This window comes from Streptomyces clavifer, assembly GCF_036345975.1.
Classification (GTDB): Bacteria; Actinomycetota; Actinomycetes; order Streptomycetales; family Streptomycetaceae; genus Streptomyces; species Streptomyces clavifer.
This window is the reverse complement of the sequence record NZ_CP107793.1, coordinates 7,185,168-7,209,608: the sequence shown is the minus strand read 5'-3', so window position 1 is coordinate 7,209,608 and position 24,441 is coordinate 7,185,168. Positions and strand designations below refer to the sequence as shown.

The following is a 24,441-nucleotide window of genomic DNA, read 5'->3' as shown; positions in this document are numbered from 1 at the left end:
TGAGCTGCCCGCTTGATGCCATTCCGGGCGATCAGGGAGCGCCCGGACACGGCGGCTCGGATCCGCTCACCGCCTTCGGCGGCGACCTGCGGCGGCATCCGGAAGGGCAGGGCCTGAGCATCTGCTGTCGTCCGTCAGCACAGTTTCCCTGAGCGGATTCGAGGCATGTGTGTGACGCTGGATGACGGGCCCGCGGAGCGACGCGGTCTGCGGTCGCGGTGCCTGCGCCACCGGTCCGGTTGGCCTTCGCCAACGAGACCATGCACATGTCCCGGTCCAGAGCCCGGAGGAGTCGTCCCATGAACATCACTCGAGTCCGCCGCTCCGTCGTTGGCGTGTCAGCGGCAGTAGTCCTTCCCGTATCACTGGGAATCGCTGCACCGGCGGCTTCCGCCGACAGCGGCTCGCAACCGTTCGGGCCGGGATGTTCTTCCCTGCCGGCGGAAGGCCAGGGAAGCGCCGCCGGCATGGCCGACGACCCGGTGGCCACCGCAGCCTCCAACAACGCGGAGCTGTCGACGCTCACCGCCGCGATCAACGCGGCCGATCTGGGCGACACTCTGAACAAGTCAAAGGACATCACTGTGTTCGCTCCGACCAATGCTGCGTTCGAGAAGATTCCGAAGGCGGATCTCGACGCTCTGCTGGCCGACAAGGACCAGCTGACCAAGGTCCTCACGTACCACGTAGTGGACCAGAAGATCACCCAGAGCCAGCTCGGCAACGGAGACTTCAAGACCTTGCAGGGCAGCAACCTCACCACGTCCGGATCGGGCGACACCTTCAAGGTGAACAACTCCGCGAACATCGTCTGTGGGGGCATCCCGACCGCCAACGCAACGGTCGAGCTCGTCGACACAGTCCTGATGCCCCAGTAGGGAACTGGGTCTCCCACGAGCAACGCTGCAAGGACGGGGCCCGTCGGCACGAACCGGTCTGCGGTTTCGGTCGCATCAGTGCCTGACCATCACAGACCCTCGCCGGAATGCCGATCGGCCCCGACTCACGCCGGGGGCGGGGTCGGCCCTACGTACGGGCCCGCAGGATTTCCCGCCCGGTGGCGTCCATCTTCGTGATGAGTAGTGGCCACTGAGTTGTTGCCGAGGCTGCCGGCTCCACACCTCACCGGAGCGGATCCTGTGTCACACCTACGGCCGGGGCACGGACCAGCACATTGCTGTTCCCGAGTGGCCGTACTCGATCGTCTGCGCTCTGGAGCCGGGCCGCAGTTGGTGGACCGCACCCCTGGACAGCCGGCGTCTGGAACCTGGGGACGACACTGAGACCGTCACCGCCCGACCATTGCGCGACCTGGTCGAACGGCTGATCTCCGCAGGTGAGTGACAGGCCGGGAACCCGGATGTCCTCGTCATCGCGGACGCCCGATACGACGCACCCCGCCTCGCCTTCCTGCTGAAGGACCTGCCGGTGCAGGTGCTCGCCAGGATGCCCTCGGACCGCGTCCTGCGCAGGCCGGCCCCGCCGCCGCAGCCGCACATTCATGGGTCGGCCGCCCGGGCACGGCGGCGGGTTCGTCTTCGGGCAGAACCCGGCACCTGGGGCACCCGGGACACCGACACCGTCACCGGAACCCGCCTCTACGGCACCGCCCTCGCCCGCTTCTGGGGCCGGCTTCACCCCGAGCTCACCAACCGGGCGTCCTGGGCCGCAGCCGACGGCACTCTCCCGATCGTCGAGGGACCGTCATCCGCCTGTACTCGACCACCTGCCCAGCGGGGCCACACCGAAGCCGGTCCGGCTGCGGTGGTCGGCACCGACGCGGAAGTCGGATCAGCCTGGTGCGCACCCCGTGCGTCGAGGCTGAACCGCGCACTGCGGCGACTACCAACTGACGGTGAGCCGCTGAGGGCTGCGTGAGGTCGTGCCGGCCCGCCAGGAGACCGTCCCCATGGGTTCGGCCAGGCGCAGGCCGGGGAAGCGGGCGGCCAGCCGGTGCAGGGCGAGCTGGAGCTCCAGACGGGCGAGCCACGCGCCGAGGCAGTAGTGGGGGCCCGCGCCGAAGGAGAGTGTGGGGGCCTCCAGTGGGGCGAACAGGTCATGGAGGGTGGCGAGCGGGAAGACCTTCGGGTCGCGGTTGGCCATGCCGCAGTCGGCGAGCACGATCGCGCCGGCCGGGATCGTCACCCCGCCGACCTCGACGTCCGCGGCAGTGTGCCGGGCGCTGCCTCGGTCGTCGCCCAACGGGACAAGGTGGATGATCCGGTCCGCGACGCGTCCGGCGGCCTCCTCGTCGGCGCCGAGGAGGGGCCACGTCTCGGGACGTTCGCCCAGGAGGTAGAACAGCGCGTTGGCGAGCATGGTCATGGTGCTGTCGTGGCCGCCGACGACCAGCCCGCACACGAGGCCGACCAATTGGGCCTCGGGGACGCCCCCCTCCTGGTCGGCGGCCGCGACCAGCTCGCTGATCAGGTCGTCGCCGGGAGCCCGCCGCCGCTCGGCGAGGAGGTCTGCGCCGAAGGCGCCGAACTCCTGCAGTGCGGACGCCACCTGCTCGCTGTCATGAGTCCCGTCCGAGAAGGCGTGCTCGCTCCAGTGCCGCATCCGGTCCCAGGCCGGCTCGTCCAGCCCCATCAGCCGGCTGATCACCGCCACCGGTAGGGGGAGGGCGAACCCCGCGACCACGTCCGCCGGTTGCGGCGAGGCCTCCAGACGGTCGAGGAGCTCCTCCACGATCGCCGCGATCCACGGCCGCCAGCGGGCGACGGCCCGCGGGGTGAACGCGCGGCGCAGTGTGCGGCGCAGTCGCAGATGGTCGGGACCGTCCTGATTGAACATCAGGTCGGGACTGTTCACGAGGTCGGGCACGTCGGAGAGAGCCGGTGCGTCGGGGGCGTACAGGAGGGCCCGGCCGAAGCGGGGGTCGGTCAGCACCTGGCGGACGTCTGCGTAGCGGCTGACCAACCAGGCGGGGGCGCCGCCGGGCAGTTCGGCAGGGCGGGGCGGTCCGGGTTCGTCGAAGTGCAAGCGGTGCATGGGCACCTGCGCGGGATGGTCAGGCTCGGTGGCGGTCAACATACCTCCTGGAACGGGCCGTCGGGGCACGGGCGGTCATAGCTCGATGAGGACCTTGCCCCGGTTGGGCGCATGTCCGGCGTAGAGGCTGGCGTAGGCGGCGGGGATGTTGTCGAAGCCGTGGTGCAGAGTGTGGTCGCAGACGACCTCACCGCGCCGGACCCGGCCGCCCAGCTCTGTGTGCAGGTCCCGCCAGTTCTCTTCGGTGAACCATTCCAGGGAGAAGATGCCGCGGACGGTGGCGCGCGGGAACATCAGGTACGGCAGGAGCCGGGGGCCGGTGTGCTCGTTACCCACCTGGGTCGCCCATTGCCAGCAGACCGCCACCTGGGCCCCGACGTTGAGCAGGGGGAACACCGCGTCGGTGACCGTGCCGCCGAGGTTGTCGAAGTACCGGTCGATGCCGTCGGGGGCGGACTGTGCCAGGGCGTCGCGCACGGTGTCCGCCCCATCCCCGTGACGGTAGACGATCACCGCGTCGAAGCCGAGCGCGGTGAGGCGCTCGGCCTTCTTCGGGGAGGAGGTGGTGCCGACCACCCGGGCCCCTTCGAGCAGGGCGAGCTGGCCGACGAGGGCGCCGACGGCTCCGGAGGCCCCGCTGATGACGAGGGTGTCGCCGGGGCTGATCGTCATGTACTTGGTGAGGGTCCCCCAGGCGGTCATGCCGGGGCCGCCCATCACGCTGAGGGCGGTCGGCAGCGGCAGGGCGTCGTCGTACCAGCCTGGGTCGAGCCTGCGGAAGTCCGGGAAGACCATGGGGAACGTGCCTGTCTGCCAGAGTTCGGCTGCGCCGGTGGAGATCACGTGGGTGCGCCAGCCGCCGAAGCCCTGGACGAGGTCACCGACGCGGTGTGCGGCGTCCGGTCCCGCCTCGACCACCTCCATGATGGAGTCGGCGCCCATGTGTCCGCCGATGGGGGTGTCGAGGGCGATGCCGTGGAGGTAGGGGTCGACGGAGACGTACCGGGTACGCAGGAGCATCTCGTCGCGGGCGAGGGCGACGTCGACGTTCTCGACGACCTTCTCGTAGACGCGGTCCACGTCGGGGACGCCTTCGACGTGTTCGCGGACCACCCATTTGGCGATCTTCATGGCTTCCTCTCCGTCGGGGCGGCGGGGCGAACGGGCACGGGGATGACGCGATGGGTCGGTGGGGGTGCGGTGAGGTCGAGGGTCGCGGTGAAGGGTCTGCCGTCGTCGCGGCAGACGAACTGCATGACGTGGCGGCCGGCTGCGGCGGCCCGGATGAGGCCGCCGGTGGTGGCCCAGACCCCGGACTGGTAGAAGTCGCGCAGTCCGGGGAGCCCCGGGCCGTGCTTCTTGATCAGCTCCTCGAGGGCCTCGCCGCTCTCGACGAAGGGCTGCCAGCCCAGGACGGTGCCGTTGTAGTTGCCGGTGTAGCGGACCTGGGTGAGAGGGCTGGAGACGTCGCGGACGACGATGGCATCCCGCAGGCCGGGGTAGCGCTGGTCCAGGAAGCCGACGAGCGCCGTGCGGGCGCGGCGTTTCGCCGCGTAGTAGCCGCGCCCGTGCCGTACGGGCAGGGTGTGCAGTTCCTGGCCGCCGCGGGTGCGGGTGACCTGTTCGGGGCCCTCGTCCAGGGCGCGCCAAGGAGCGATGTCGCAGAAGTAGGTCGCGTAGACGACGGTGGTGCCGTCCGGGGACAGCTCGGGGTAGTGGCGGCTGCGGAACTGGACGTTGATGCTCGGGTGGCGGATGCCGGTCAGTTCGGCCGCCATGGCCTCGTCGAGGAGGTGCGTCGTGCAGGGTGCGCCCTCCGGGAAGGGGCGGGAGAGGCCGAGGAAGAGGGTGAAGTAGCCGGGGAAGACCATGCCGGGTTCGTGGATGGTCTCGGTGTAGAGCCTGCGGTAGTCCTCACCGAGGTACTCGCCCTTCAGGAACTTCATGGCCGTGGTGTAGCCGTCGCAGGCCGACACGACGATGTCTGCGCGCAGTTCGCCGCCGTCGCTGAGCCGGACGCCGACCGCCCGGTCGTCCTCGACGATCACCGACTCGACCTTCGTGTTGTACGAGACTTCGCCGCCGAGCCGCCGGTAGCGGGCCTCGATCGACTCGGCGAGACCGAGGGAACCGCCCTCGGGGACGCCTGCGGAGAGGTTGGCGTGCGAGGCGAGCTGGAAGTGGAACGGCAGGACGGGGAAGGCCGGGTGCTTCTCGTACAGGATGAAGTTGAACGCCTCCCGCAGCAGCGGGTCCTCGAACCTCGCCGAGAAGTCGCTCATGAGGACGGTGATGGTGGTGCGGACGGCGTTGAAGTAGGGCAGGAACGAGGCGAGCATCCGCCAGCGCTCCCTGCGCCCCATCAGCCCGACGGGTTTGAGGAACGGGTAGACCGCGAGCGCCTTGCGGAAGCTGCGCAGTTGCCCGCAGAACTTGCGCACCAGCCGGGCATCGGCGGGCGAGAGGGCGATGAGGTGGGCTTCGAGCCGGTCGGGGTCCGAGTAGAAGTGGACGGCCCGCCCGTCGGTGCCGCGCACGATGTTGAAGACGTCGAAGTGACGGATCTCCTTGCCCTGGAGGGCTCCGAGTTCCAGCCAGATCTGGTGCATCTCGTTGCCGGGGCCGCTGCCGAGGAGCCAGCTGACGCAGGGGTCCAGGGTGAAGCCGCCGCGCTCCCAGGCGGTGCAGCAGCCGCCGGGCATCTCGTGCATCTCCAGAACGCGGGTGCGGTAGCCGTTCATCTGGGCGTAGCAGCCGGTGGAAAGGCCGCCGAGACCGGCCCCGATGATGATCATCGACTCCCGGGGCCGGGCGCCCCTCGGCCGGGATCGCCTCGTGCTGCGGCTCATGAGTCCTCACTCTCCCGGGCCGACCACCGGTCCAGCTGGGGCAGGTGGCCCAGCTTCCCGGGGTGCCACGGCTCGGTGCCCTTGCTTTCCCAGGCCCGGAATTCCAGACCGAGTTCGCGGCAGAGGTACTGGACGGCGAAGCGGCCGGTGGAGGCCGCGCGGATCAGGCCGCCCATGCCGATCCACTGGCCGGCCATGGAGAAGCCGCTGAGGCCCGGTAGCCTCATGCGGTCTTTGCCGACCAGCCGCGCCGCGACGTCGTCGGCCTCCGAGAACGCCTTCCAGGCGAGGATGGAGCCGCCCAGGTTGCCGGTGTAGCGGTGGGTCGTGGCGGGGGTGGCGACTTCCATGACGTCGATGCGGTCGGCGATGCCGGGGGTGCGGCGCTCCAGGAAGTCCCTGACGAAGTCGGCGACGTCGCGTTTGCGCCGGCGGTACTCCTTGCGGTTCCGGGTGCGCAGCTCCTTCCAGTGGGCGTAGTCGCTGAAGTAGGTGCAGTGCAGGACGGAGTGGCCCGGCGGGGCGAAGCCGCCGGAGTAGCGGGAGCGTGCCTGGACGACGAGGCTGTCCTGGAGCGCGCCGGGCAGGTGGTTCGCGTCGTCCGGGCCGAGGAGGTGCGTGGTGCTGTGCGCCTCGTCGGGCTCCAGGTCGCCGCGCAGGCCGACGAAGGCGGAGACGACGGCGGGGAAGAGGGTGCCGGGGCGGTACAGGAGGTCGGTGTACAGCTTGTCGATGCGGGGGCTGGTGTACCGGCCGCCGAGGAGACCGTAGACGGTGGTGTGGCCGTCGCAGGCGGAGACCACGTGTTCGGCGAAGTACTTTCTTCCGTTGCGGAGTTCGATGCCGATCGCCCGGTCGTTCTCGATCAGGATCCGCTCCGTACGGGCCCGGTAGGTGACCGTGCCGCCGAGGTTGCGGTAGCGCTCCTCGACGGAGCGGGCGAGGCCGAGCGAACCGCCCTGCGGGAAGCCCGCGTTGCCGTGGTGGGCGGCCGCCATGTTGAAGAGGTAAGGCAGCAGCGGGAAGCCCTCCGGGTCCTGGAAGAAGATGTTACGGAACGCCTTGCGGAGCAGCGGGTCCTGGAACCGGTCGGCGAAGACGTGCATGGGGGTGGCGGCGGTCCGCCAGAACAGCCGGAAGGCGGGGAGCACCGTGCGCAGGGTCTGGGCCCTCTCCCGTACGGTCCGCAGGGCGGGCGCGGTCAGGAACGGGTACAGCTCGATGTCGACGAAGCGCCGCAGGTCCCGGGTGAAGGCCCGGATGTGAGGGGTGTCGGCGGGCGAGAGCTCCAGGAGGTGGGCCTCCAGGCGGTCGGGGTCGTTGTAGAAGGTGACCGACCGGCCGTGTTCGTCCTCGACCTTGTTGAACAGCTCGAAGTTGGTCACCGACTTGCCGTCCAGCGCGCCGAGTTCGCTCCACACCTGGTGGGCGTCGTTGCCCGGGGCGGTGCCGATGAGCCACTCGATGCAGTAGTCGAAGAGGTAGCCCTCCCGCGACCAGGCGGTGCAGCAGCCGCCGGGCAGCACGTGCTTCTCGAAGATGCGGGTCCTGGCTCCGCTCATCTGGGCGTAGCAGCCGGTGGAGAGGCCGGCCACACCGGCTCCCACCACGATGACGCGGGGCGGAGTTCCCGGGGTGCGTTGCCTTCTGGTCCAGTCGCTTGCGTCCTCATCCACCATGGGCCGCGTCTCCCGTCAGGACGGAGCGCACCAGCTCGGCGTTGCGGGGCAGGTGCTTGGCGTCGAGCATGTCGGCGTGGGTGCCGGAGCCGCGGAGGACGGTGGTGGCAGCGGTGGAGCTGCCGTGCCAGGTGCCCAGCTCTCCGGCGGCGTAGAGGGCGGCCTTGTCCTCGTCGGTGATCACGCTGACGGTCGCGGTGACCGTGCCGGTGTTGGGCGTGCGCCCGCAGAACGCCAGGTATTCGGCGGCGTGGGCGAGGGTCTCCTGGGTGACGGCCTCGGACCCGGTGTGTTTACGCAGGTGCTCGGCGAGTTCGCTCTCGAATGCGGCGATGCCGGAGGCGTCCGGTTCGTAGGCGAAGAGGATACGGCGGGAGTCGAGGATGACGACGTGATCGACGCGGCGGCCCCGGCGCTCCAGCTCCCTGGCGGTCTCGAAGGCCAGGTTGCCGCCGAGGGAGTAGCCCAGGAGCAGGCAGGGGCCCTCGGGTTGGGCGGTTTCGATGAGGTCGGCGTACCGGGCGGTCTTGTCGTCGCCGGGGAGGTAGTTGAAGCCGATGACGGTGTGGTCCGGGAGGTGGGCGGCCAGGCCCCGGTAGACGAGCCCGTGGCCGCCGGCCGGCGGGAAGCAGAAGAGGGCGGGGTGCTGTCCGGCGTTGAAGGTGAGGAAGGGCAGTTCCTCGGCGCTGGTGCCGTGCAGCACGTCCTCGACGGTGGCGGCCATGCCGTGCAGGGTGGTGACCTGGTAGAGCCTGCTGACGGGGACGCCGACGCCGAACTCGGTGCGCAGGTGGTGGAGGAGTTCGATGAGCTTGGTCGAGCTGCCGCCGAGCTCGAAGAAGTCGTCCTCCAGACCGACCTGATCGCACCCCAGGAGGGCCTTCCAGTGCCGGGCGACGCTGATCTCGTACAGGGTCGCCGGTTCCTCGTGGGGCCGGTCCCCCGCCTCGGCGCGGGGCGTGGGCAGAGCGGCCGTGTCGACCTTGCCGTTGGCCGTCAGAGGCAGGGCGGGCAGTTCGACGAAGTAGGACGGGATCATGTACGAGGGCAGCGAGCGGGTCAGGTGACGGCGCAGGGACCGGACGTCCAGGGCGGCACCGGGTGCGGTCACGCAGTAGGCGCAGAGCGCCGTGTCTCCCCCGGCGTCGGTGCGTACGGTGACGACGGCCCGGGCGAGCGGGGGCCACTGGGCGAGGTGGGCCTCGATCTCGCCGATCTCGATACGGTGACCGCGCAGTTTGACCTGGCCGTCGGTCCGGCCGAGCAGGTGGGCTCGGCCGCGGGCGTCCCAGCGGGCGATGTCGCCGGTGCGGTAGAGGCGTTCCGGGCGGGCGTCGGCGTCGCGGCCGAGGATACGGGTGACGAAACGCTCGTCGGTCTGCTCGGGGTCTCCGGCGTAGCCGAGGGCGACGCCCCGGCCGCCGATCCAGAGTTCGCCGGGCACTCCGGGCGGGACTGGTTCTCCGTGGGTGTCGAGCACGTGGAGGGTGCTGTTGGGGAGGGGCCGGCCGATGGGGACCATGGCGCCGGGCTCCAGGTCGTCGACGGGCCCTTCGAAGTAGGCGCTGTCGATGGTGGCCTCGGTGAGGCCGTAGGAGTTGACGAGGCGGGTGCCGGGGCCGCACAGCTCGGCCAGTCGGCGGTACTCCCCCACGCTCCACACGTCCGAGCCGACCACCAGCAGCCGCAGGAAGTCCAGCCGCAGCCCCTCGCGCACGCAGTGGTCCATCAGTCCGCGGACGACGGCGGGGACGAACTCGACGCAGTCGACACGTTCCTGACGCATCGTGCGGTAGAGGCGGGTGGTGTCGAAGAGGAGGTCGCGGTCGGCCAGGACGAGGGCGCCGCCCGAGCACAGGGCGCGTACCAGGTCGCCGGTGAACACGTCGAAGGACGGTTCGGCCATCTGGAGGTGCACCCGAACGTCGGTCTCCAGCCGGTATTCCTGCAGCCAGGCCGCGTACGCGGAGGCGAGATTGCGATGGCTGACGCGGACGGCCTTCGGGCGGCCGGTGGAGCCGGAGGTGGTGATGACGTACGCGGACGATTCAGGGCCGGCCTCGGACGCCGGACCGTCCGGGTGCGGGGCGGTGCGGGCGAGCGCGGCAAGGGTCAGCGTCGGGACGGTCAGGGCCCCGGTCCGCTCCGGCACGGCGTCGTCCGCCACGACGACGAGTTCCGCGCCGGTGGTCGACACGAGGTGGGCGAGCCGGTCGGCCGGGTGGTCGGGCCGCAGCGGGAGGTAGGCGGCGCCGGCCTTGAGCACGGCCAGCAGGGCGATGACCAGCTCGGCCGACTTCTCCAGGGACAGCACGACCACCGAGCCCTCGCCGACTCCGAGCGTACGCAGCCGGGCGGCAGCGTCGTCGGCACGCTGGTCCAGCTCCGCGTAGGTCAGCCGGTGCGCCTCGCCGCGCGGGGAGGGCGTGGTCACGGCGACGGCGGCGGGTTGCACGGCGGCGACACGGCCGATCAGCGCCTGGACCGAGGTGAAGGGCTCTTGTTCATCGGGCCCGGCGGGCGGCAGAGCCGGGCGGCTCCACTCCTCGAGGAGCCGCTCCCGCTCCCGGTCTCCGAGCATCTCCAACCGGGAGGTGCGCTGTTCGCCCGGGGCGCGGGTCATCCGGTCCAGGAGCCGGGTGTAGTGGGCGGCCATGCGGCGCATGGTCTCCGGGAGGAAGAGGTCGGTGTTGTACTTGAACACGCAGTGGAAGCGGCCTTCCGCCTCGTCTTCGTAGGCGGACAGCGTCAGGTCGAACTGCCCTTCCTCCTCCGGCAGCTCGATGTAGTCCAGGCGGTAGCCGTACTGCTCGGTGGCCACCTTGTGGGTCAGCAGGATGAACATTGCCTGGAAGACGGCGGAGCGGCTGGGGTCGTGCTGAAGGCCCAGCTCCTCGACAAGGAGGACGAAGGGGTACTCCTGGTTGTCCAGGCCGCCGAGCACGGTCCGGCGGACCTGCTGCAGCAGTTCGGCGACGGTCGGGTCCCCGGACAGATCGGCGTGGAGCGGTAGCGGATTGACGAAGTAGCCGTAGACGGAGGCGAGGTCCTGTCGGGTGCGGCCGGTCACCGGGCTGCCGACGACGATGTGCTCCTGCCCGGAGTAGCGGTGCAGCAGGAGGTAGTAGGCGCTGAGCAGCACCATGAACGGAGTGACGCCGTGGGCGCGGGCCAGGCCGTGGACACGGGCGCTGAGCGTGGCGTCGAGGACGAAGAACTCGGAGGCCCCGTTGTGGGTCTGGACCGCCGGGCGGGGCTTGTCGACGGGGAGGTCCAGGAGTGGGACCACGGCCGGCAGGTGGGAGCGCCAGTAGTCGAGCATGCCCGCTGCCTCGGGTCCGGCAAGGAACGCGTTCTGCTGGTTGAGGAAGTCCAGGTAGCGGGCCTCGATCGGTGGCAGCCGGGGTTCCTGGTTGCGGCGCAGCGCCTCGTACACCGTGAGGAGTTCTTCGATGAAGGTGAAGGTGGAGATGGCGTCGGAGATGATGTGGTGGACGGCCTTCATGATGATCCAGCGGTCCGGGCCCCGCTTGAAGAGGCGGAAGCGGACCAGGGGGTCCTGGGCGAGGTCGTAGGGCTTGCGGTACTCCTGGACGATCGTCGCGTGGATGCTTTCCCAGTCCTCGCCCTGGACGTCGAAGAGGGCGAGGTCGCTCGGGCCGTCCTCGCAGACCCGCTGCACGGCCTGCCCGTCCTCCAGGAAGAAGTTGGTGCGCAGCGCCGGGTGGCGGGTGATGAGGCGGCGGACGGCCTCGAACATCAGGTCCGGTTCGAGGGCGACGTTCACCTCGACGGCCCCGCCGATGTTGTAGGCGTAGCCGTCGGGGTTGAGGTGCTTGAGGAACCAGAGCGCCTTCTGATTGTGCGTCAGCGGATAGCTCCGCTCGTCCCTGTGGAGTTCAACGGCGCCAGCCGAGCTGTCGGGACCTTCGGCCGAGGTCAGGGCGCTCAGGCCATCGTGGAGCTGGGCGGCGAGTTCCCCGGCCGGAGTGCCGCTGAGCAGGGCGACCACGGGCAGGGCGACTCCGAGTTCGGCATGGATGCGGGCCCGCAGCTCCATGGCGAGGAGCGAGTCGAGGCCGAGTTCGCCGAGGCCGGTGGTGGGGTCGATGCGGTCGGTGCCGGTGCGCAACACGGTGGCGGAGAGCTCGGTGAACCGCTCGGCGACCAGGGTGCGGCGGGTCTGCGGGTCTGCGGCGCGGAAGGTGTCGAGGAATCCGTTGCCGGAGGCAGCGTCGCGGGGCGGAGCGGCTGCTGCCGCGAGATCGGCGACCAGCGGTGGCGGGGACGGGTACCAGGCGAGGAAGACGGGCCAGTCGACGACGGTGGCGACGACGAGCTGGGCGTGTTCCTGGCCGATGACGCGTTCCAGGACGGCCATGCCGGCGTCCGGTGACAGCGAGCTCATGCCCCGGCTGTGCAGATAGTGGTCGACCAGCCCGAGTTCCTGGATCATCCCGGTGGCCCACGGGCCCCAGTCGAGGCTCAGCGCGGGCAGTCCCTGGGCGCGGCGGTGGTGGGCGAGGGAGTCCAGGAAGGCGTTCCCGGCGGCGTAGTTGGTCTGGCCGGCTGTGGTCAGCAGGGAGGCGATCGAGGCGAAAAGCACGAAGTGTTCGAGGGGTTCGCCCCGCAGGTGACGGTGCAGGAGGTGGGCGCCGACGGTCTTGGGGTCGTGGACGGCGTCGAAGGCGTTCCGGTCGAGGTCGGCGACGAGCCTGTCGCGGACCTGTCCAGCCAGGTGGAACACTCCGCGGATCGGCGGCGCCCCGCTGTGCCGGTCGACGTCGAGCCAGTCGGCCAGCGCGTCCTCCTCGGTGATGTCGAGGGTTGCGAGGACGGGCTGGGCGCCGAGCGCCTCCAACTCGCGGAGGAGGCGCACGGCCCGTCCCGTGGCGGTGGCGGGGTCGGTGCCGGCCCACTTCTCCCGGGGCGGGACGGGGGTGCGCCCGACCAGGACGAGCCTGCGGGCCCCGCGCCGTACGAGGGTGCGGCACAGCAGTCGGCCGAGCGCGCCGAACGCACCGGTGACCAGGTAGCTGCCGTCGGTCCGCAGGCGCAGCGGCAAGGGCCGGGTCAGGGCCTCTGCGGGGCGCAGGCGGCTGGTGCGGCGGCCTCCGTCGCGTAGGGCGATCTCCTCCTCGTCGTCGCTCAGGGCCTCGGCGAGGAGCGCTTCGGCGTCGGCCCGGTTGCCTTCGGGGCCCGGCTGCCGCCGGGGGTCGAGGTCGACGATCTTGCCGGCATGTCCGATGAGCTCCTGGTGCCGCAGGACGCGGCCGATGCCCCAGGCGGGTGCCCCGAAGGGCTCGGGTCCCTCGCCCGGCAGGGCGGGCTGGGCGCCCCGGGTGACGATGTGCAGGCGGCCTTCACCGTCCCGGGCCGACAGCAGCCGGGCGAGGACGACCAGGGAGTAGGCACCCGCGCCTGTGTGGTCGCGCAGGGCGGCCCGGTCGCACTCGGCGAGGGCGGGGGCGTCGAGGTTCCACAGGTGCAGAACGGTCCCCAGGAACGGTCCGCCGTCGCGGTCGAGGTCGGCGAAGAGGCGGCGCAGGTCGAGGTCGGACGCGGGATCGAGGGTGTACGTGGAGCCGTCGGCAGAGGCGGCGTAGGCCAGGCCTCGGCGCACCAGACGGCAGCGTTCGCCACGGGCTGCGGCCAGGGCGGCGAAGGCGTCCGCGACGCCCCTGGTGTCGGCGAGGACCAGCCAGCCGTGGTCCCGCGCGGCTTTCGCCGGGCCGTCCGGCGGTGCGGGGCGCTGTACGCCGTCCGTCCCGGGCGGCTCGTCCCGAACGGTGTCGGGTGCAGCGGCCCCCTGGCCGGTGACGGTGTCGCGGACGGGTAGCGGCGGGCAGTCGGTCCAGACGGGTTCGGCGAGCCAGGAGTCGATCGTGGTGCGGGCGACGGCGGTGGCGGCCTTCTCCACGTCGGCGGCGCGGAATCCCTCCACGCGGCCCAGCGGTGTGCCGTTGTCGGCGTACAGGGCGATGTTGCCGAGCGTGGTGTCCGCGTCGCCGGGGAGCAGGGTGGCGTGGGCCCAGAACGGCTGGTCGCCGATGGGTTCGAGAGCGACCTCGTCCAGCGAGAGCGGCAGCCTGATCCCGGCGTCCCGGGCGGAACCGTCAAGGATGAGGGGGGTCAGCAGAGTCTGGAAGCAGGCGTCGAGGAGGACGGGGTGGAGTTGGTGGCCCGCGGCGTCGTCGCCGATCGCGCGGGGCGGCCGGATCCGGGCCAGGACCTCCCCGGCACCGATCCAGACCTCCTCGACGGCCTGGAAGGAGGGGCCGTAGTGGTAGCCGAGAGCGGCCAGCGCGGTGTAGCAGTCGGGGCCGTCGAGGTGGCGCAGGCTGCGGGCCCGGATCGTGGGAGCGTCGAGCGGCGGGGTGGTGCGGCGGCGTTGCCCGGTGCGGACGATCCCACTGGCGTGCACGGCCCGCTCCTCGTCGTCCCCGGTCGGGGAGACGATGGTGAAGGTGGCGTTCTCCAGGGAGAGCGACACCTCGACGGTCCGGTCCTTACCGTCGGGCAGGAAGAGCGCCCTGCGCAGCTCGATGTCGGCGAGGACGGCCGTGGTTCCGCCGGTGAGCCCGAGGACGGCTTGGGCGGCCATCTCCACGTAGCCGGCGGCGGGGAAGACGACGGTGTCCTGGATACGGTGGTCGGCGAGGTAGGGCAGGTCCTCGATGTCCAGGCGTGTCTGCCAGGTGGGTTCCGTGGCGTCGGTGCGGCGGCCGAGGAGGGCGTGGTCGCGGTGGCCGAGGCGGACCTGGGCGACCGGGCGGGGTTCGGTCCAGTGGCGGTCGCGCCGGAAGGGATGGCGGGGCAGGGTGACCGGCCGGCCGGCGGGCTGGAGCAGCTTCCAGTCGACGGGGACACCCAGGGTGTGGAGCGAGCCGAGGGAGGCCGCGAAGCGCTCGCTCTCGTCTTCCCGGCGACGGATCGAGGGCAGGGTGAGGCCGGATACGCCGGTGGTGTCGAGGCATTCGCGGATCGCGTGGCCGAGGACCGGGTGCGGGCCGACCTCCAGGAACACGTGGTGGCCGTCGTAGACCATTCGGTCGACCGCCGAGCGGAAACGCACCCGGTCGCGAACGTTCTTCCACCAGTAGCCGGCATCCAGTTCCCCGCCCTGGGCAGTTCCCTCCACGCCCGTGAGGTACAGCGGGATCTGGGCCGGGCGCGGAGACAACGGGGCCAGCGCGTCCAGCAGTTCGCCCTTGATGTGTTCCATGCCGATGCTGTGATACGGCACTTCCACGGAGAGGAACCTCGCGAACTGCTGCTCGGCCCGCAGCTCCTCGGCCAGCAGGTTCAGGGCCTCCTCGTCCCCGGCCAGGGTGATCGCGGTGGGGCTGTTGACGGCGGCGACCGAGACCCGGTCGTTGTAGGGCCTCACGCGGCGCTCGGCCTCGTCCTCGGACAGGCTCACGGCGAGCATCGTGCCGGTGCCGGCCAGGGTCTGCTGGAGGCGGCTGCGGTGTACGACGATCCTGGCCGCGTCCCGCAGGGAGTAGATGCCCGCGGTGTGGAAGGCGGCGATCTCGCCGGTGCTGTGGCCGACCACGGCGTCCGGGTACACCCCGTGGTGCCGCCACAGGGCGGCGAGGGCGACCTGTACGGCGAAGTTCGCGGGCTGGGCGAGCCAGGTCTCGCTCATCCGGGAGACGGACTCGTCGGCGGTCATCTCCTCGATGAGGGACCAGTCGGCGAACTCCCTCATCGCCCGGTCGCAGGCGGCGACGGCGTCGCGGAAGACCGTTTCCCTTTCCAGCAGTTGGCGGCCCATGCCCCACCACTGGGGGCCCATCCCGGTGAAGACCCAGGCCAGTTTCCGATCGGCGGTCTCCCGGGCGCGGGCGTGGACGACCCGGGGGTGCGGCTCGCCGCGCTCGTGGGCGGCCAGCGCATCGTCGAGGGACGCGCGCGTGGAGTAGACGACGGACAGCCGCTCGGGGAGGTGCTGGCGGCGGTGGGCCAGGGTGTGGCCGAGGTCGTCGAGGGGTACGGCCGGGCCGTTGTCGCCCGCGAGTTCGCCCCGGATCCCGGCCGCCATCTCCTTGAGGGCGTCCGGGTTGCGGGCGCTGAGCGGCAGGAGGCTCCAGGATCGCTGGGCGGGCGGCGCGGGGTGGGTCTCCTTCGGGGTCGGAGGGGCCTCCTCCAGGACGACATGGGCATTGGTGCCGCCGAATCCGAAGGAGTTCACACCTGCCCGGGCGGGTCCCTCGTGGTCGGGCCAGTCGGTGAGCCGGGTGGGGATCTCGTAGGGCAGGGTCGCCGGGTCGATGGCGGGGTTGAGGTTCTCCAGGTTGATGTGGGGCGGGATGGTCCGGTGCTTGAGACTCAGGACGGTCTTGATCAAGCCGGCGATCCCGGCGGCGGATTCGGCGTGGCCGATGTTCGTCTTGACCGAGCCGACATAGGCGCGGGCGCCCGGGGCCCGTCCGATGGCCAGCGCGCGGGCCAGGGCGTTGGCCTCGATCGGGTCGCCGACCGGGGTCGAGGTGCCGTGCGCCTCCATGTACTGGAGGTCTCCGGGGGTGATGCCCGCTTCGGCGCAGACCCGGCGGATCAGGTCGACCTGGGCGTCGGGGTTGGGGACGGTGATGCCGTTGGTGTGGCCGTCCTGGTTGACGCCGCTGCCGAGGATCACCGCGTGGATCCGGTCCCCGTCCCGTACCGCGTCGTCCAGCCGCTTCAGCGCGACCAGGCCGACGCCTTCGGCGCGGACGTAACCGTCGGCAGCGGCGTCGAACGTACGGGAGCGGCCCTCGGGCGACAGGAACCCGCCCTTCGTCTCGGCGATGGTGTACTGCGGGGCCATGTGCAGCAGGGTGCCGCCGGCCAGGGCGAGGTCGCTCTCCCCGTTGTTCAGCGCCTGGCACGCGAGGTGGACGGCGACCAGGGAGGAACTGCACGCGGTGTCGACGGACAGACTGGGGCCACGGAAGTCGAAGCAGTACGAGATGCGGTTCGACACCATCGTCATCATGGTGCCGGTTGCGGTGTGGGCGGCCAGCGAGGTGAAGCCCAGGTCGGCGAACTGCAGGATCTTGTAGTCCAGGGTGAACGCCCCGACGTATACGCCGACGTTGCCGCCTGCGAGATCCGCGGGCCGCTGGCCGCCGTCCTCCAGGGCTTCCCAGGCCACTTCGAGCAGTTTGCGCTGCTGCGGGTCCATGTGGTCGGCCTCGCGGGGGCTGATACCGAAGAACGCGGGGTCGAACTCATCGAAGCCGTCGATGTATCCGCCGCGGCTCCCGACGAGGCGTCCTGGTTTGTCGCGGTACCGGCTGCCGAGTGTCCCCACGTTGTACCGGTCGGGTGGGGTGGGCGTGATGCAGTCCTTGCCCACCACCAGGTTCCGCCAGAACGTGCGATGGTCCGAGGCGCCGCCGGGGAGACGGCAGCCCATCCCGACGATCGCCACCTTGGCCCGTAACGCCCGGTTGTTCGCATCGGACATGTCGAACTCCTCAAGTCGTGGTGGAGCGGCAGGGTGCGGCGGTCACTCCGGTCGGGGGCCCGGCGCGGGTCGGCGCCGCCAGGGGTGCAGGAAGGCGGCGAAGATCTCGCCGGTGCCGGGGAAGGCGGCGGGGTCGTGGAGGCCGACGGCGGCGGGTTCGCGGCCGGGGCGCCAGGTGAAGGTGCCGAGGAGGTGGTCCCAGCACGACAGGTCGGAACCGTAGTGGCCGGCTTCGGCCAGATCGGTGCTGTGGTGCAGTCGGTGCTGCTCGGGGCTGGCCAGCAGGTGGTTGAGCGGTCCGATGCGGACGTCGATGTTCGCGTGGACGAAGTAGCCCTGGGCGGCGACGAAGAGTCCGACCACCAGCACGGCCGGCCGGGAGAATCCGACGAGGGCCAGGGCCAGCTGGACAAGGCCTTGCGCCAGGACGATGTCCAGCACGTGGTTGACTCCGTTGTTGGCGACGTTGACCTTCTCCGGCACGTGGTGGATCCCGTGCAGCCGCCAGAGCAAGGGGCTGCGGTGGCCAAGCCGGTGCACCAGATAGCTGGCGAGCGATCCGGTGAGGAGCGCGCCCGGGATCTCGATCCCCAGGTGGTAGGTCGGCTCCGCCGGCGAGATGAGGCCGACGGCCAGCGCGACAAGCAGTTGGGCCAGTCCGCTTCCGGCCATGGTGAGCAGGAAGTAGATGCCGTAGAAGCACCATTCTCTCTTTTCGGGGTGCCACTTCCGGTCGTAAGGAATCAGCCGTTCCAGAAGGACGAGATAGGCGATGACCCCGAGCAGGAAAAGCGGGCTGACCCATGCCGGATCCCACTTCTGCCGCACTGCGAACACCCCGACGAGAATGACCGCGAGGAGGAGAGCAGGATAGGCGGCCATACCGAGAAACCGGGCCGCGACTTTACCGACCAGTCTCTTTCGGGCAACCGAATAGTCGGATGAATAGATTTCACCATCAACGGCGCGCCCACACTCGTCCATCCGTGACCCCCACAGGAGACGGCAACCGGGAGAAGGATCAATGCATCGCATCAGAGCAGGTCAGAGCAGGTCAGAGCAGCCTTGAGCACATCGGCGAACCCGGGGACAGTCCCGGCCCTGCGTTGACGGATTTCAGACACCCGGGCCCGACAGAATTCGGCCGTGGCGTGAACTGAAGCCCCCGACCTCTTCAGCCCAGATGATACATTTCCCGGCCTCACGACTTTAATCATGTCCGACTCACAGAAATCTTACGGCCTTATTGGCCATGGAAGGTAATGCGAGAGCAGTCGCACAGCCGAGGCGCGTTCATTTGTGCGAGCAATTACTTTGCAGGATCATCGCGATGCCCGAAGCACGGCGCATTTCGATGCTCCGTTCACGTTCCCCACGCCTGGGCGCGCGTCTGAGGGGAGAGCGATGCGCCCGCGCGAAAGGCGCACCCCCCGGGGGGCCGGGATGCCTCACGGGCAGCCGAGACGGGAACCTGGCTGTTGTGCGGAGAGGCAGGGAAAGACCCACTGTCTGATCGATGCCGTGCAGCGGGCAGCCGCAGAAGGGTCCGGCCCCGCGCTCGCCCCCGTGCTCGGGCAGGAACTGGGCGGACTCAACGCACTGCAAGACGCCGCTCGCCGGAGCGGGGCAGTGCCTTGGCGGCCGTTTGCCGAGCTGCAGCGCGAACATCGGTCCGAGGTCGTCGATGATGCGGTCCATCGCCGACTGTTCAGCGCGGTGGCCCGGAGCATCGAGGTGACGCGCTTCTGGTTGCCGTAGGTGGAGACCGTCACCCGGCCCTTGGGGTGGTGATCTCCGCCGGGCGGTTCGAGGAGTCGTAGCCGAAGAGCGTGTACTTGCCCTCAGTGTCCGTCGTCTTCGCCAGGTCGCCGGCCGGGTGCCGCCCGTTCCTTCTGCCGTGGGGACCTCCGACTCCGCGGTGAGCGGCTGCTGCTCGAACCGGCCTGAGGCCGCGTCGCGGGGGCGGCCCGGGGGCCCTGCCCACGCCACGTCTCCTTGGTTAGGGTGCGACCATGGCCACCGCCCGCGCCCATGAACCCGTCCTGCTGGACCCCAAGGGTCCGGTGATCACAGCAATCGCGTGCACCGTGGGCGCGGCCCTGTTCCTGGGCGCGGGAGGGGCCTGTGCCCATGTCACCGTACGCACCGTCGCCGACCTCGACGAGACCGGCAGTGAGTGGGTGTGGGTCGGCGTCGGCCTCGCCCTGGCCGCGGCGTTCACTGCCTGCGTCGGGTTGTCCACCATCCTCTTCGCCCGCGCGGAACGGCAGGCCACGCTCCAGCTCGCCGCCCTCGGCGTCGACGCGAGCGCCCTCGTTCTGGCGGTCGCCTCCGCCCCGCCGACCAACGACGACTACTACCAGGTCCGGCTCCTGATGCGCATCAGCGGATCCGGTTTCGAACCCTTCGAGTGCGACACCGAAGTCCTGAGGTACCGGTTCGGCAGCGCCACGCAGGGGACGGTGCTGCCGGCCCGGGTCAATCCGGTCACGCGCGCGTTCACCATCGAACGACCGCCTGCGCCCCCGGCCCCCGTAGCTGAAGGCGCATAGCGAGGACGCGCCTCGTTCGACCCGCACCGTCCTGACCGAGATACCCGGCTTGTCGCGATCCCCTGCGACGAGAGCTCGTCCACGTGCAGATCGAGAACGGTGCGCTGACGGGGCGGCAGCTCCCCCGGCGCCCCGCGTACTTCACGGGTCTCGACGCTGAGCTGCGGGTCGGGACGGGGGCGGGGGGCCGGGGGGGGCATCCCCGCTGCGCTTGAGCCAACGCGGAGTTGACACGAACCGGTCCAGCACCCTCGAACCCGGCGCTGGACCGGCAAACGTCCCCATACGAAAGGCGGGTGGCCCGATATAGTACTTCACCCGGGAAGCACCTCGCGCCATGTCAGGAACCAGGACCTCGACACGTCTCGTTCTTGCTGGCCAAGGCACTTTCTTCTCTTCTGCCCGACAGCCCGCTTCGTGAAAGCCCGAGGCTGGTGTGAGTCGGCAGAGCCGCAGTCCCATCCTCTTCAGGGAGGTTCTACCATACTTCGCACAAGTTTATGCCCAAGAGTGCTCATTGTCGGATCGGGCCTGGCCGGCGCCGCCACCGCTATGCGGTTGCTCCGTTTCGCGCGCAGCCCCCTGGAAATCGTTCTGCTCGAGCGGCGTTCCGACTACCGGTGCGCAGGTGTCGCCTACCACCGCGACGGCAACCCCTGGGGTCATGCGTTCAACATCCAGGCGGGTCGGATGTCGGCCTTCCGTGAGGACGTCCACGACTTCATCCGCTGGGCCAACTCCGAGGCGGACCGCGAGGACTGGCCTGCCCCCTGGGCCGGGACGACGTTCACCGAGGGGGGACCGGCGCCCCGGCGGATCTTCCAGAACTATCTGATCGACCGGCTGGCCGAGGCCAGGCGGGAAGCCTGTCCCGGCGTCGTGCTCGTCGAGGCGGACGGCGAGGCCGTCGACATGGAAGTCCGTTCGAGCGGCGTCGATGTGACGGTACGGCACTTCTCCCTGAACAGTGGGGACAAGGGTTCCCGAGGCGGGCAGAGCCGGGAGGCGACGGTGCTCTTCGCGGACCGCGTCGTCCTCGCGACCGGCCTGGAGCTCAGGGAGCCGCCGTACGCCGCGGAAGTGCTCGATCACGAGTCCTTCGTGCGCAACCCGTACTCCGAAGCCGGCGTCCGGAAACTGATGACGCTCCCGCCCGGGGCGACCGTCGCGATCGTCGGATCCGTGCTGAGCGCGTACGACTCGGCGGGCCTGCTGCTGCGCCAGGGCCACACGGGGAAGATCCATTTGGTCTCCAGGACCGGGACGGTGTTCCGTACGTACCCCGCCGACCATGAACACGAGGTGGTGCGGCTGCCCTGTCCGAAGACACTGCTGGAGCCGTACCTCGATCGTCAGGAGTTCCTGGCCCGGGTCCGAAGCGCGTGGGAGGCCGCGTGCTCGACCATCGTCCGCGAGCACCCCGGCATCCATCCGACCGTGGTCGCGGAGCGGGTGGCCAAGGCGTGGGAGCCGCATCTACCGAAGGCCATCGAGCTGATTCCCTCCGCGGAACTGCGGTGGCTGCTCGACGAGTTCGGTACCGCGATCGCCGCCTTCCGGGTGGGTGCGGTGGAGTACACGATGGAGGTGATCGAGCGCGCTATGCACCCGGCGGACGGGACGGTGCAACTGGTGGTCGGCAAGGTGGCCGGGATCAAGCCGACGGAGTCCGGGGGGCTGACCGTCTCCGTCGACGCCGGGAACGGGACGCGGTCCATCGAGACCGACCTGGTGATTTCCCACTTCAGCAGGGAGTCGGACTACGGCAGGGTCGGACAGCCGCTGTGGAAGAACCTCCTGCGCCGGGGCATGGCGGTCCCTCACGGGCGCACCGGGCGCGGTCTGGAGGTCGACGGACGGGGGGCGCTGCTCGGCCCCGGCGGGGAGGCGGTCGGCCCTCTCTTCGCGGTTGGTGTGCTGAGAGAAGGCGACGAGATCGTCCGGAACGGCCGGACCGGTGCGTTCACCTTCAACCTCGCGGCCATCAAGAACCACTCGATCGCGGTTGCCGCGCATGTCATCGAGACGCTGGAACCGGGTGGAGACGCTTTGGCCGAGAGCTTGGCCGAATACTATGCCCGTTCCAGCAATATCAAGGAAGTGGAGCGGGTCGAATTCGAGGAAGCTGTGACTCTGGAAGTGAGGAGGATGGCTACACGTACCCGAAGTGAGCGGGAAATCAAGGATTCCCGTTTGGATTCCTGCATTCGGGCCGCGGGAGAACTGCCGAACCTTTCGATGGACACGTCCCGGCGCGACCGTCTGATGAGGGCTGTCGTCAACCGGGCAGCCGTTGAACGGCTCACCGACATCTCAGTTACGCCGAAGCAACTGCGCAGACAACTCGGGATAGCGAACTCCTAGGACGCGGAGGACCAGTTGAGCGGGCGACGAATTCAAGGGTTCCTGTTGAGCGACGGAACAGAGAAGGTGTTGCGAGGCACTTGTAACCGCACAAGGAGCCCGCTTCAGGGATCCATCCTCGTCGCCAGTTCCCTCGAAGCGGGCCTCTACGACGCGATGGTGGCCTCACGTGCGGTCGTCTGCGGCGCGGGCGGGCTGACCGGGCACATGCAGTCCATCTGCCGTGGCAGGGGTATACCCGTGCTCCGTGTCGACGAGAGCGATCTGGCGGGCGTCACCGGCGAGGTGACACTGCATCTGGAGAGCCAGTCGATCATCGTCGAGTCCGACACGGTCTCCCGGGCCGCGAGCCCGGAAGCGGGGGAACCGTCACTGGACGACCTGGGCTCGGCCTGCGCGGTCATCGCGGACCTGCAGGACATCGCCACGATCAACGCGTGCGGTCCGGACGCGAAGCGGGTCGACTCCTTCTTCATCCGGGAGGAGTTCCTCTGCCTGGCGGCGGGCCTGCGTCCACTCGACTCGATGGGCGGCAGCCCGGCCGACATCACAGCGTACGGGCAGGCCGTCGCGGACCGGCTGTGCGGGTTCGTCGAGGCTCTCCTGCCCGAGCAGCGGCTCGTCCTGCGGTTGCTCGACCTCCGCTCGGACCACGCTGCCCGGGTGACCGAGCTGGCCCAGGTCGCGGTCGAACCGAACCCCGAGCTGGGCCTGCACGGCGCCCGCTGGCTGCTGGGGTCGAACGCGTACCGGGACGCGCTGCACGCGGTCCTCGGATCCCTGCGCGAGCGGCTCGGTGACGAGGCGGGCCGGGTGCACCTCTCGGTTCCCTTCGTCAACGACGCGGAGGAGTTCGCCACGCTGAGCAGGCACCTGGAGCTGCCGGCCGACGTGCCGGTGTCCGCGTTCATCGAGACTCCCGCGGCGGTGCACGCCACCGCGGCGATCTGTGCCTCGGGGGCCAGCGAGCTGTTCGTCGGCACGAAGGACCTGGTGCAGTTCTACCTCGCGGCGGACCGGGGCAACCACCTGGTGGCCGGGTCCTATCAGACCCGGCACCCGGCAGTCATCGACGGCATGAGGAGGGTGGTGCAGTCGGCGCGCGCCACGGGCACCCCGGTGAGGGTGTTCGCGCTGGGGGCGGACCTCGGCCACTACCTGGAGCAGCTGCCGCCCCCGGACGGCTACATGATGTGCACAGCCGAACTCCAGCAGGTGATCCTCCGGTCGTAACCCTGGCAGGGCGAGCGCCCGGTACGGCGGTGGCCGCTGCGGCCGGACCCCACCGGGAGCCGACTACGCGGACGGCGGGGTCCGTGCGGCGGCAACTGGTCCGGCGAGGCCGTCGCTTCCTCGCCGGACCGCTCGTCCGGGCCCCGGGCCGCCCGGACGGCTCGCATCCGTTCGTGTCCGTCTCCCAGGGGCCGGACGCAGGTTCCGCCTATGGTGAGCCCTCCTGCACGGCCCTCAGCCGGTGCGCTCCGGCCCGACCCCACGGATCCGCCTGCCAGTCGCCCTCGCAGGCAGCCCGACCGAACCCGCTGTCGGCGACCCCGGACTCGCCGGACGGGGCGGCGTGCAGGGGCCGGTGGTACGGGCCGTCCAGTTCCGGCAGAGCCAGCAGGATCGGCAGGTCGAGCTGGGTGGCCGCCCGCAATTGCACATCGGCGTTGTACATCCGTCCTCCGCGGGCGCGGACCGCCCACCCCGAGCCGATCAGCCTCGGCAGGCGGACCTGCGGGCCAGGCGCGCCGTCGTGCAGCATCACGGCAGCCGCCCGGATGAACCACAGCCCGTCGGGGACGTTCAGGCGGAACGGGCGGCACTCGTCCAAAATGTCACAGGAGCGCGGCAGTCCCTCCATGATCGGGGTGCTGAACGCGCCCACATAGACCCGGACCGGGCCGACGTCTGCCGGGAAGTGCAGTCGTCCGGCCACAGTGGACAACCCGTGGCGGGCCTGGGCGGCCGGCAGGGTGAGCGGTGGCATGCCGCAGCGGGCCAGGAACCGGTACCTGGTCGGCGCGATGCCGACGCTGCGGGTGAAGCGGCTGGTGAACGTGCCCAGGCTGTTGTAGCCCACCCGGTGGGTGATGTCCGAGACGCTGGCCGCGGACTCCAGCAGGTGCCGCTTGGCCATGAACAGTCTGACCGCGGCGAGGAACCGGCCCGGCGACGTCCCGGTCACCTCGTTGAACATCCGTGAATAGTGGAACTTGCTGTAAAAGGCGGTGTCCGCCAGTTGTCCCAGGGAGAGCGGGTCGGCGTGGTGATTCCACATAGCTCTTATACTGCGCTCGATCGCTACCTCTGCGGCCATCCGTATCCCCTGGCTTTGGATGCTGAGAATGCATTTACATGTGCACGAAATTACCAATTGCCTGTCGGGAATTTCGGAATCCCGATCGGAATTGTTCCGGTGAGCGGCCGCAGCGCACCCCGACCCACCGACGCGTTCATTACAGCGAGTTACCTTGCAGGTTGACGGCTTCGCCTTGGGTTGCCTGATCGTTCTGCACCGGTCGCGCGGTGGCTCCCTCATGTGG

11 protein-coding genes and 1 pseudogene are annotated in these 24,441 nt (G+C 70.1%); 5 read left to right on the top strand and 7 right to left on the bottom strand.

Annotated features, from left to right (window positions below; translation table 11 throughout):
- The first annotated feature begins 299 nt into the window (after nucleotides 1-299).
- Together OG927_RS31210 and OG927_RS31205 are read left to right on the top strand one after the other, a co-directional pair.
- Nucleotides 300-878, top strand: a complete 579-nt coding sequence (locus OG927_RS31210) for a fasciclin domain-containing protein (protein WP_124280294.1) — start codon at nucleotides 300-302, stop codon at nucleotides 876-878.
- Nucleotides 879-1,089: 211 nt separating this feature from the next.
- Nucleotides 1,090-1,878 (top strand): annotated as a pseudogene (locus OG927_RS31205) (transposase).
- Here the strand turns inward: OG927_RS31205 and OG927_RS31200 are convergent.
- From OG927_RS31200 to OG927_RS31175, 6 genes are read right to left on the bottom strand one after another with little or no spacing between them, the layout of a single operon-like run.
- Complete coding sequence (locus OG927_RS31200; protein ID WP_403089329.1) at nucleotides 1,843-3,036, bottom strand: cytochrome P450; 1,194 nt, start codon at nucleotides 3,034-3,036, stop codon at nucleotides 1,843-1,845. The pseudogene OG927_RS31205 and the gene OG927_RS31200 sit on opposite strands and share 36 nt — an antisense overlap.
- Nucleotides 3,037-3,069: 33 nt before the next feature.
- Nucleotides 3,070-4,125: an MDR family NADP-dependent oxidoreductase gene (locus OG927_RS31195; RefSeq protein WP_056799774.1), complete on the bottom strand. Its 1,056-nt coding sequence runs from the start codon at nucleotides 4,123-4,125 to the stop codon at nucleotides 3,070-3,072.
- On the bottom strand, nucleotides 4,122-5,843 hold the full coding sequence (locus OG927_RS31190; RefSeq protein ID WP_056799777.1) for a phytoene desaturase family protein: 1,722 nt from the start codon (nucleotides 5,841-5,843) through the stop codon (nucleotides 4,122-4,124). Before OG927_RS31190 ends, OG927_RS31195 begins: the two co-directional genes overlap by 4 nt.
- Nucleotides 5,840-7,522 carry a phytoene desaturase family protein gene (locus OG927_RS31185; RefSeq protein ID WP_056799781.1) on the bottom strand — a complete coding sequence of 561 codons (1,683 nt, stop codon included), beginning with the start codon at nucleotides 7,520-7,522 and terminating at the stop codon, nucleotides 5,840-5,842. The genes OG927_RS31190 and OG927_RS31185 overlap by 4 nt, the downstream gene beginning before the upstream one ends.
- On the bottom strand, nucleotides 7,512-16,979 hold the full coding sequence (locus tag OG927_RS31180; protein WP_330321166.1) for a non-ribosomal peptide synthetase/type I polyketide synthase: 9,468 nt from the start codon (nucleotides 16,977-16,979) through the stop codon (nucleotides 7,512-7,514). Before OG927_RS31180 ends, OG927_RS31185 begins: the two co-directional genes overlap by 11 nt.
- Nucleotides 16,980-17,021: 42 nt before the next feature.
- Entirely contained in the window at nucleotides 17,022-17,963 is a 942-nt protein-coding gene (locus tag OG927_RS31175) for a sterol desaturase family protein (protein WP_330321165.1), read from the bottom strand.
- Between the two features lie 1,028 nt (nucleotides 17,964-18,991).
- Between OG927_RS31175 and OG927_RS31165 the strand changes: the two genes are divergently transcribed.
- From OG927_RS31165 to OG927_RS31155, 3 genes are all read left to right on the top strand, one after another.
- Nucleotides 18,992-19,531, top strand: a complete 540-nt coding sequence (locus tag OG927_RS31165) for a hypothetical protein (protein ID WP_330321164.1) — start codon at nucleotides 18,992-18,994, stop codon at nucleotides 19,529-19,531.
- 483 nt (nucleotides 19,532-20,014) lie between these two features.
- Nucleotides 20,015-21,895, top strand: a complete 1,881-nt coding sequence (locus tag OG927_RS31160) for an FAD/NAD(P)-binding protein (RefSeq protein WP_330321370.1) — start codon at nucleotides 20,015-20,017, stop codon at nucleotides 21,893-21,895.
- Between the two features lie 45 nt (nucleotides 21,896-21,940).
- Nucleotides 21,941-23,128 (top strand): putative PEP-binding protein, encoded by a 1,188-nt coding sequence (locus tag OG927_RS31155; protein ID WP_245377949.1) that lies wholly within the window; start codon nucleotides 21,941-21,943, stop codon nucleotides 23,126-23,128.
- A 208-nt stretch (nucleotides 23,129-23,336) separates the two neighbouring features.
- Here the strand turns inward: OG927_RS31155 and OG927_RS31150 are convergent, their stop codons facing one another.
- Nucleotides 23,337-24,215: a helix-turn-helix transcriptional regulator gene (locus OG927_RS31150; RefSeq protein WP_330321163.1), complete on the bottom strand. Its 879-nt coding sequence runs from the start codon at nucleotides 24,213-24,215 to the stop codon at nucleotides 23,337-23,339.
- Between the last annotated feature and the right edge of the window lie 226 nt (nucleotides 24,216-24,441).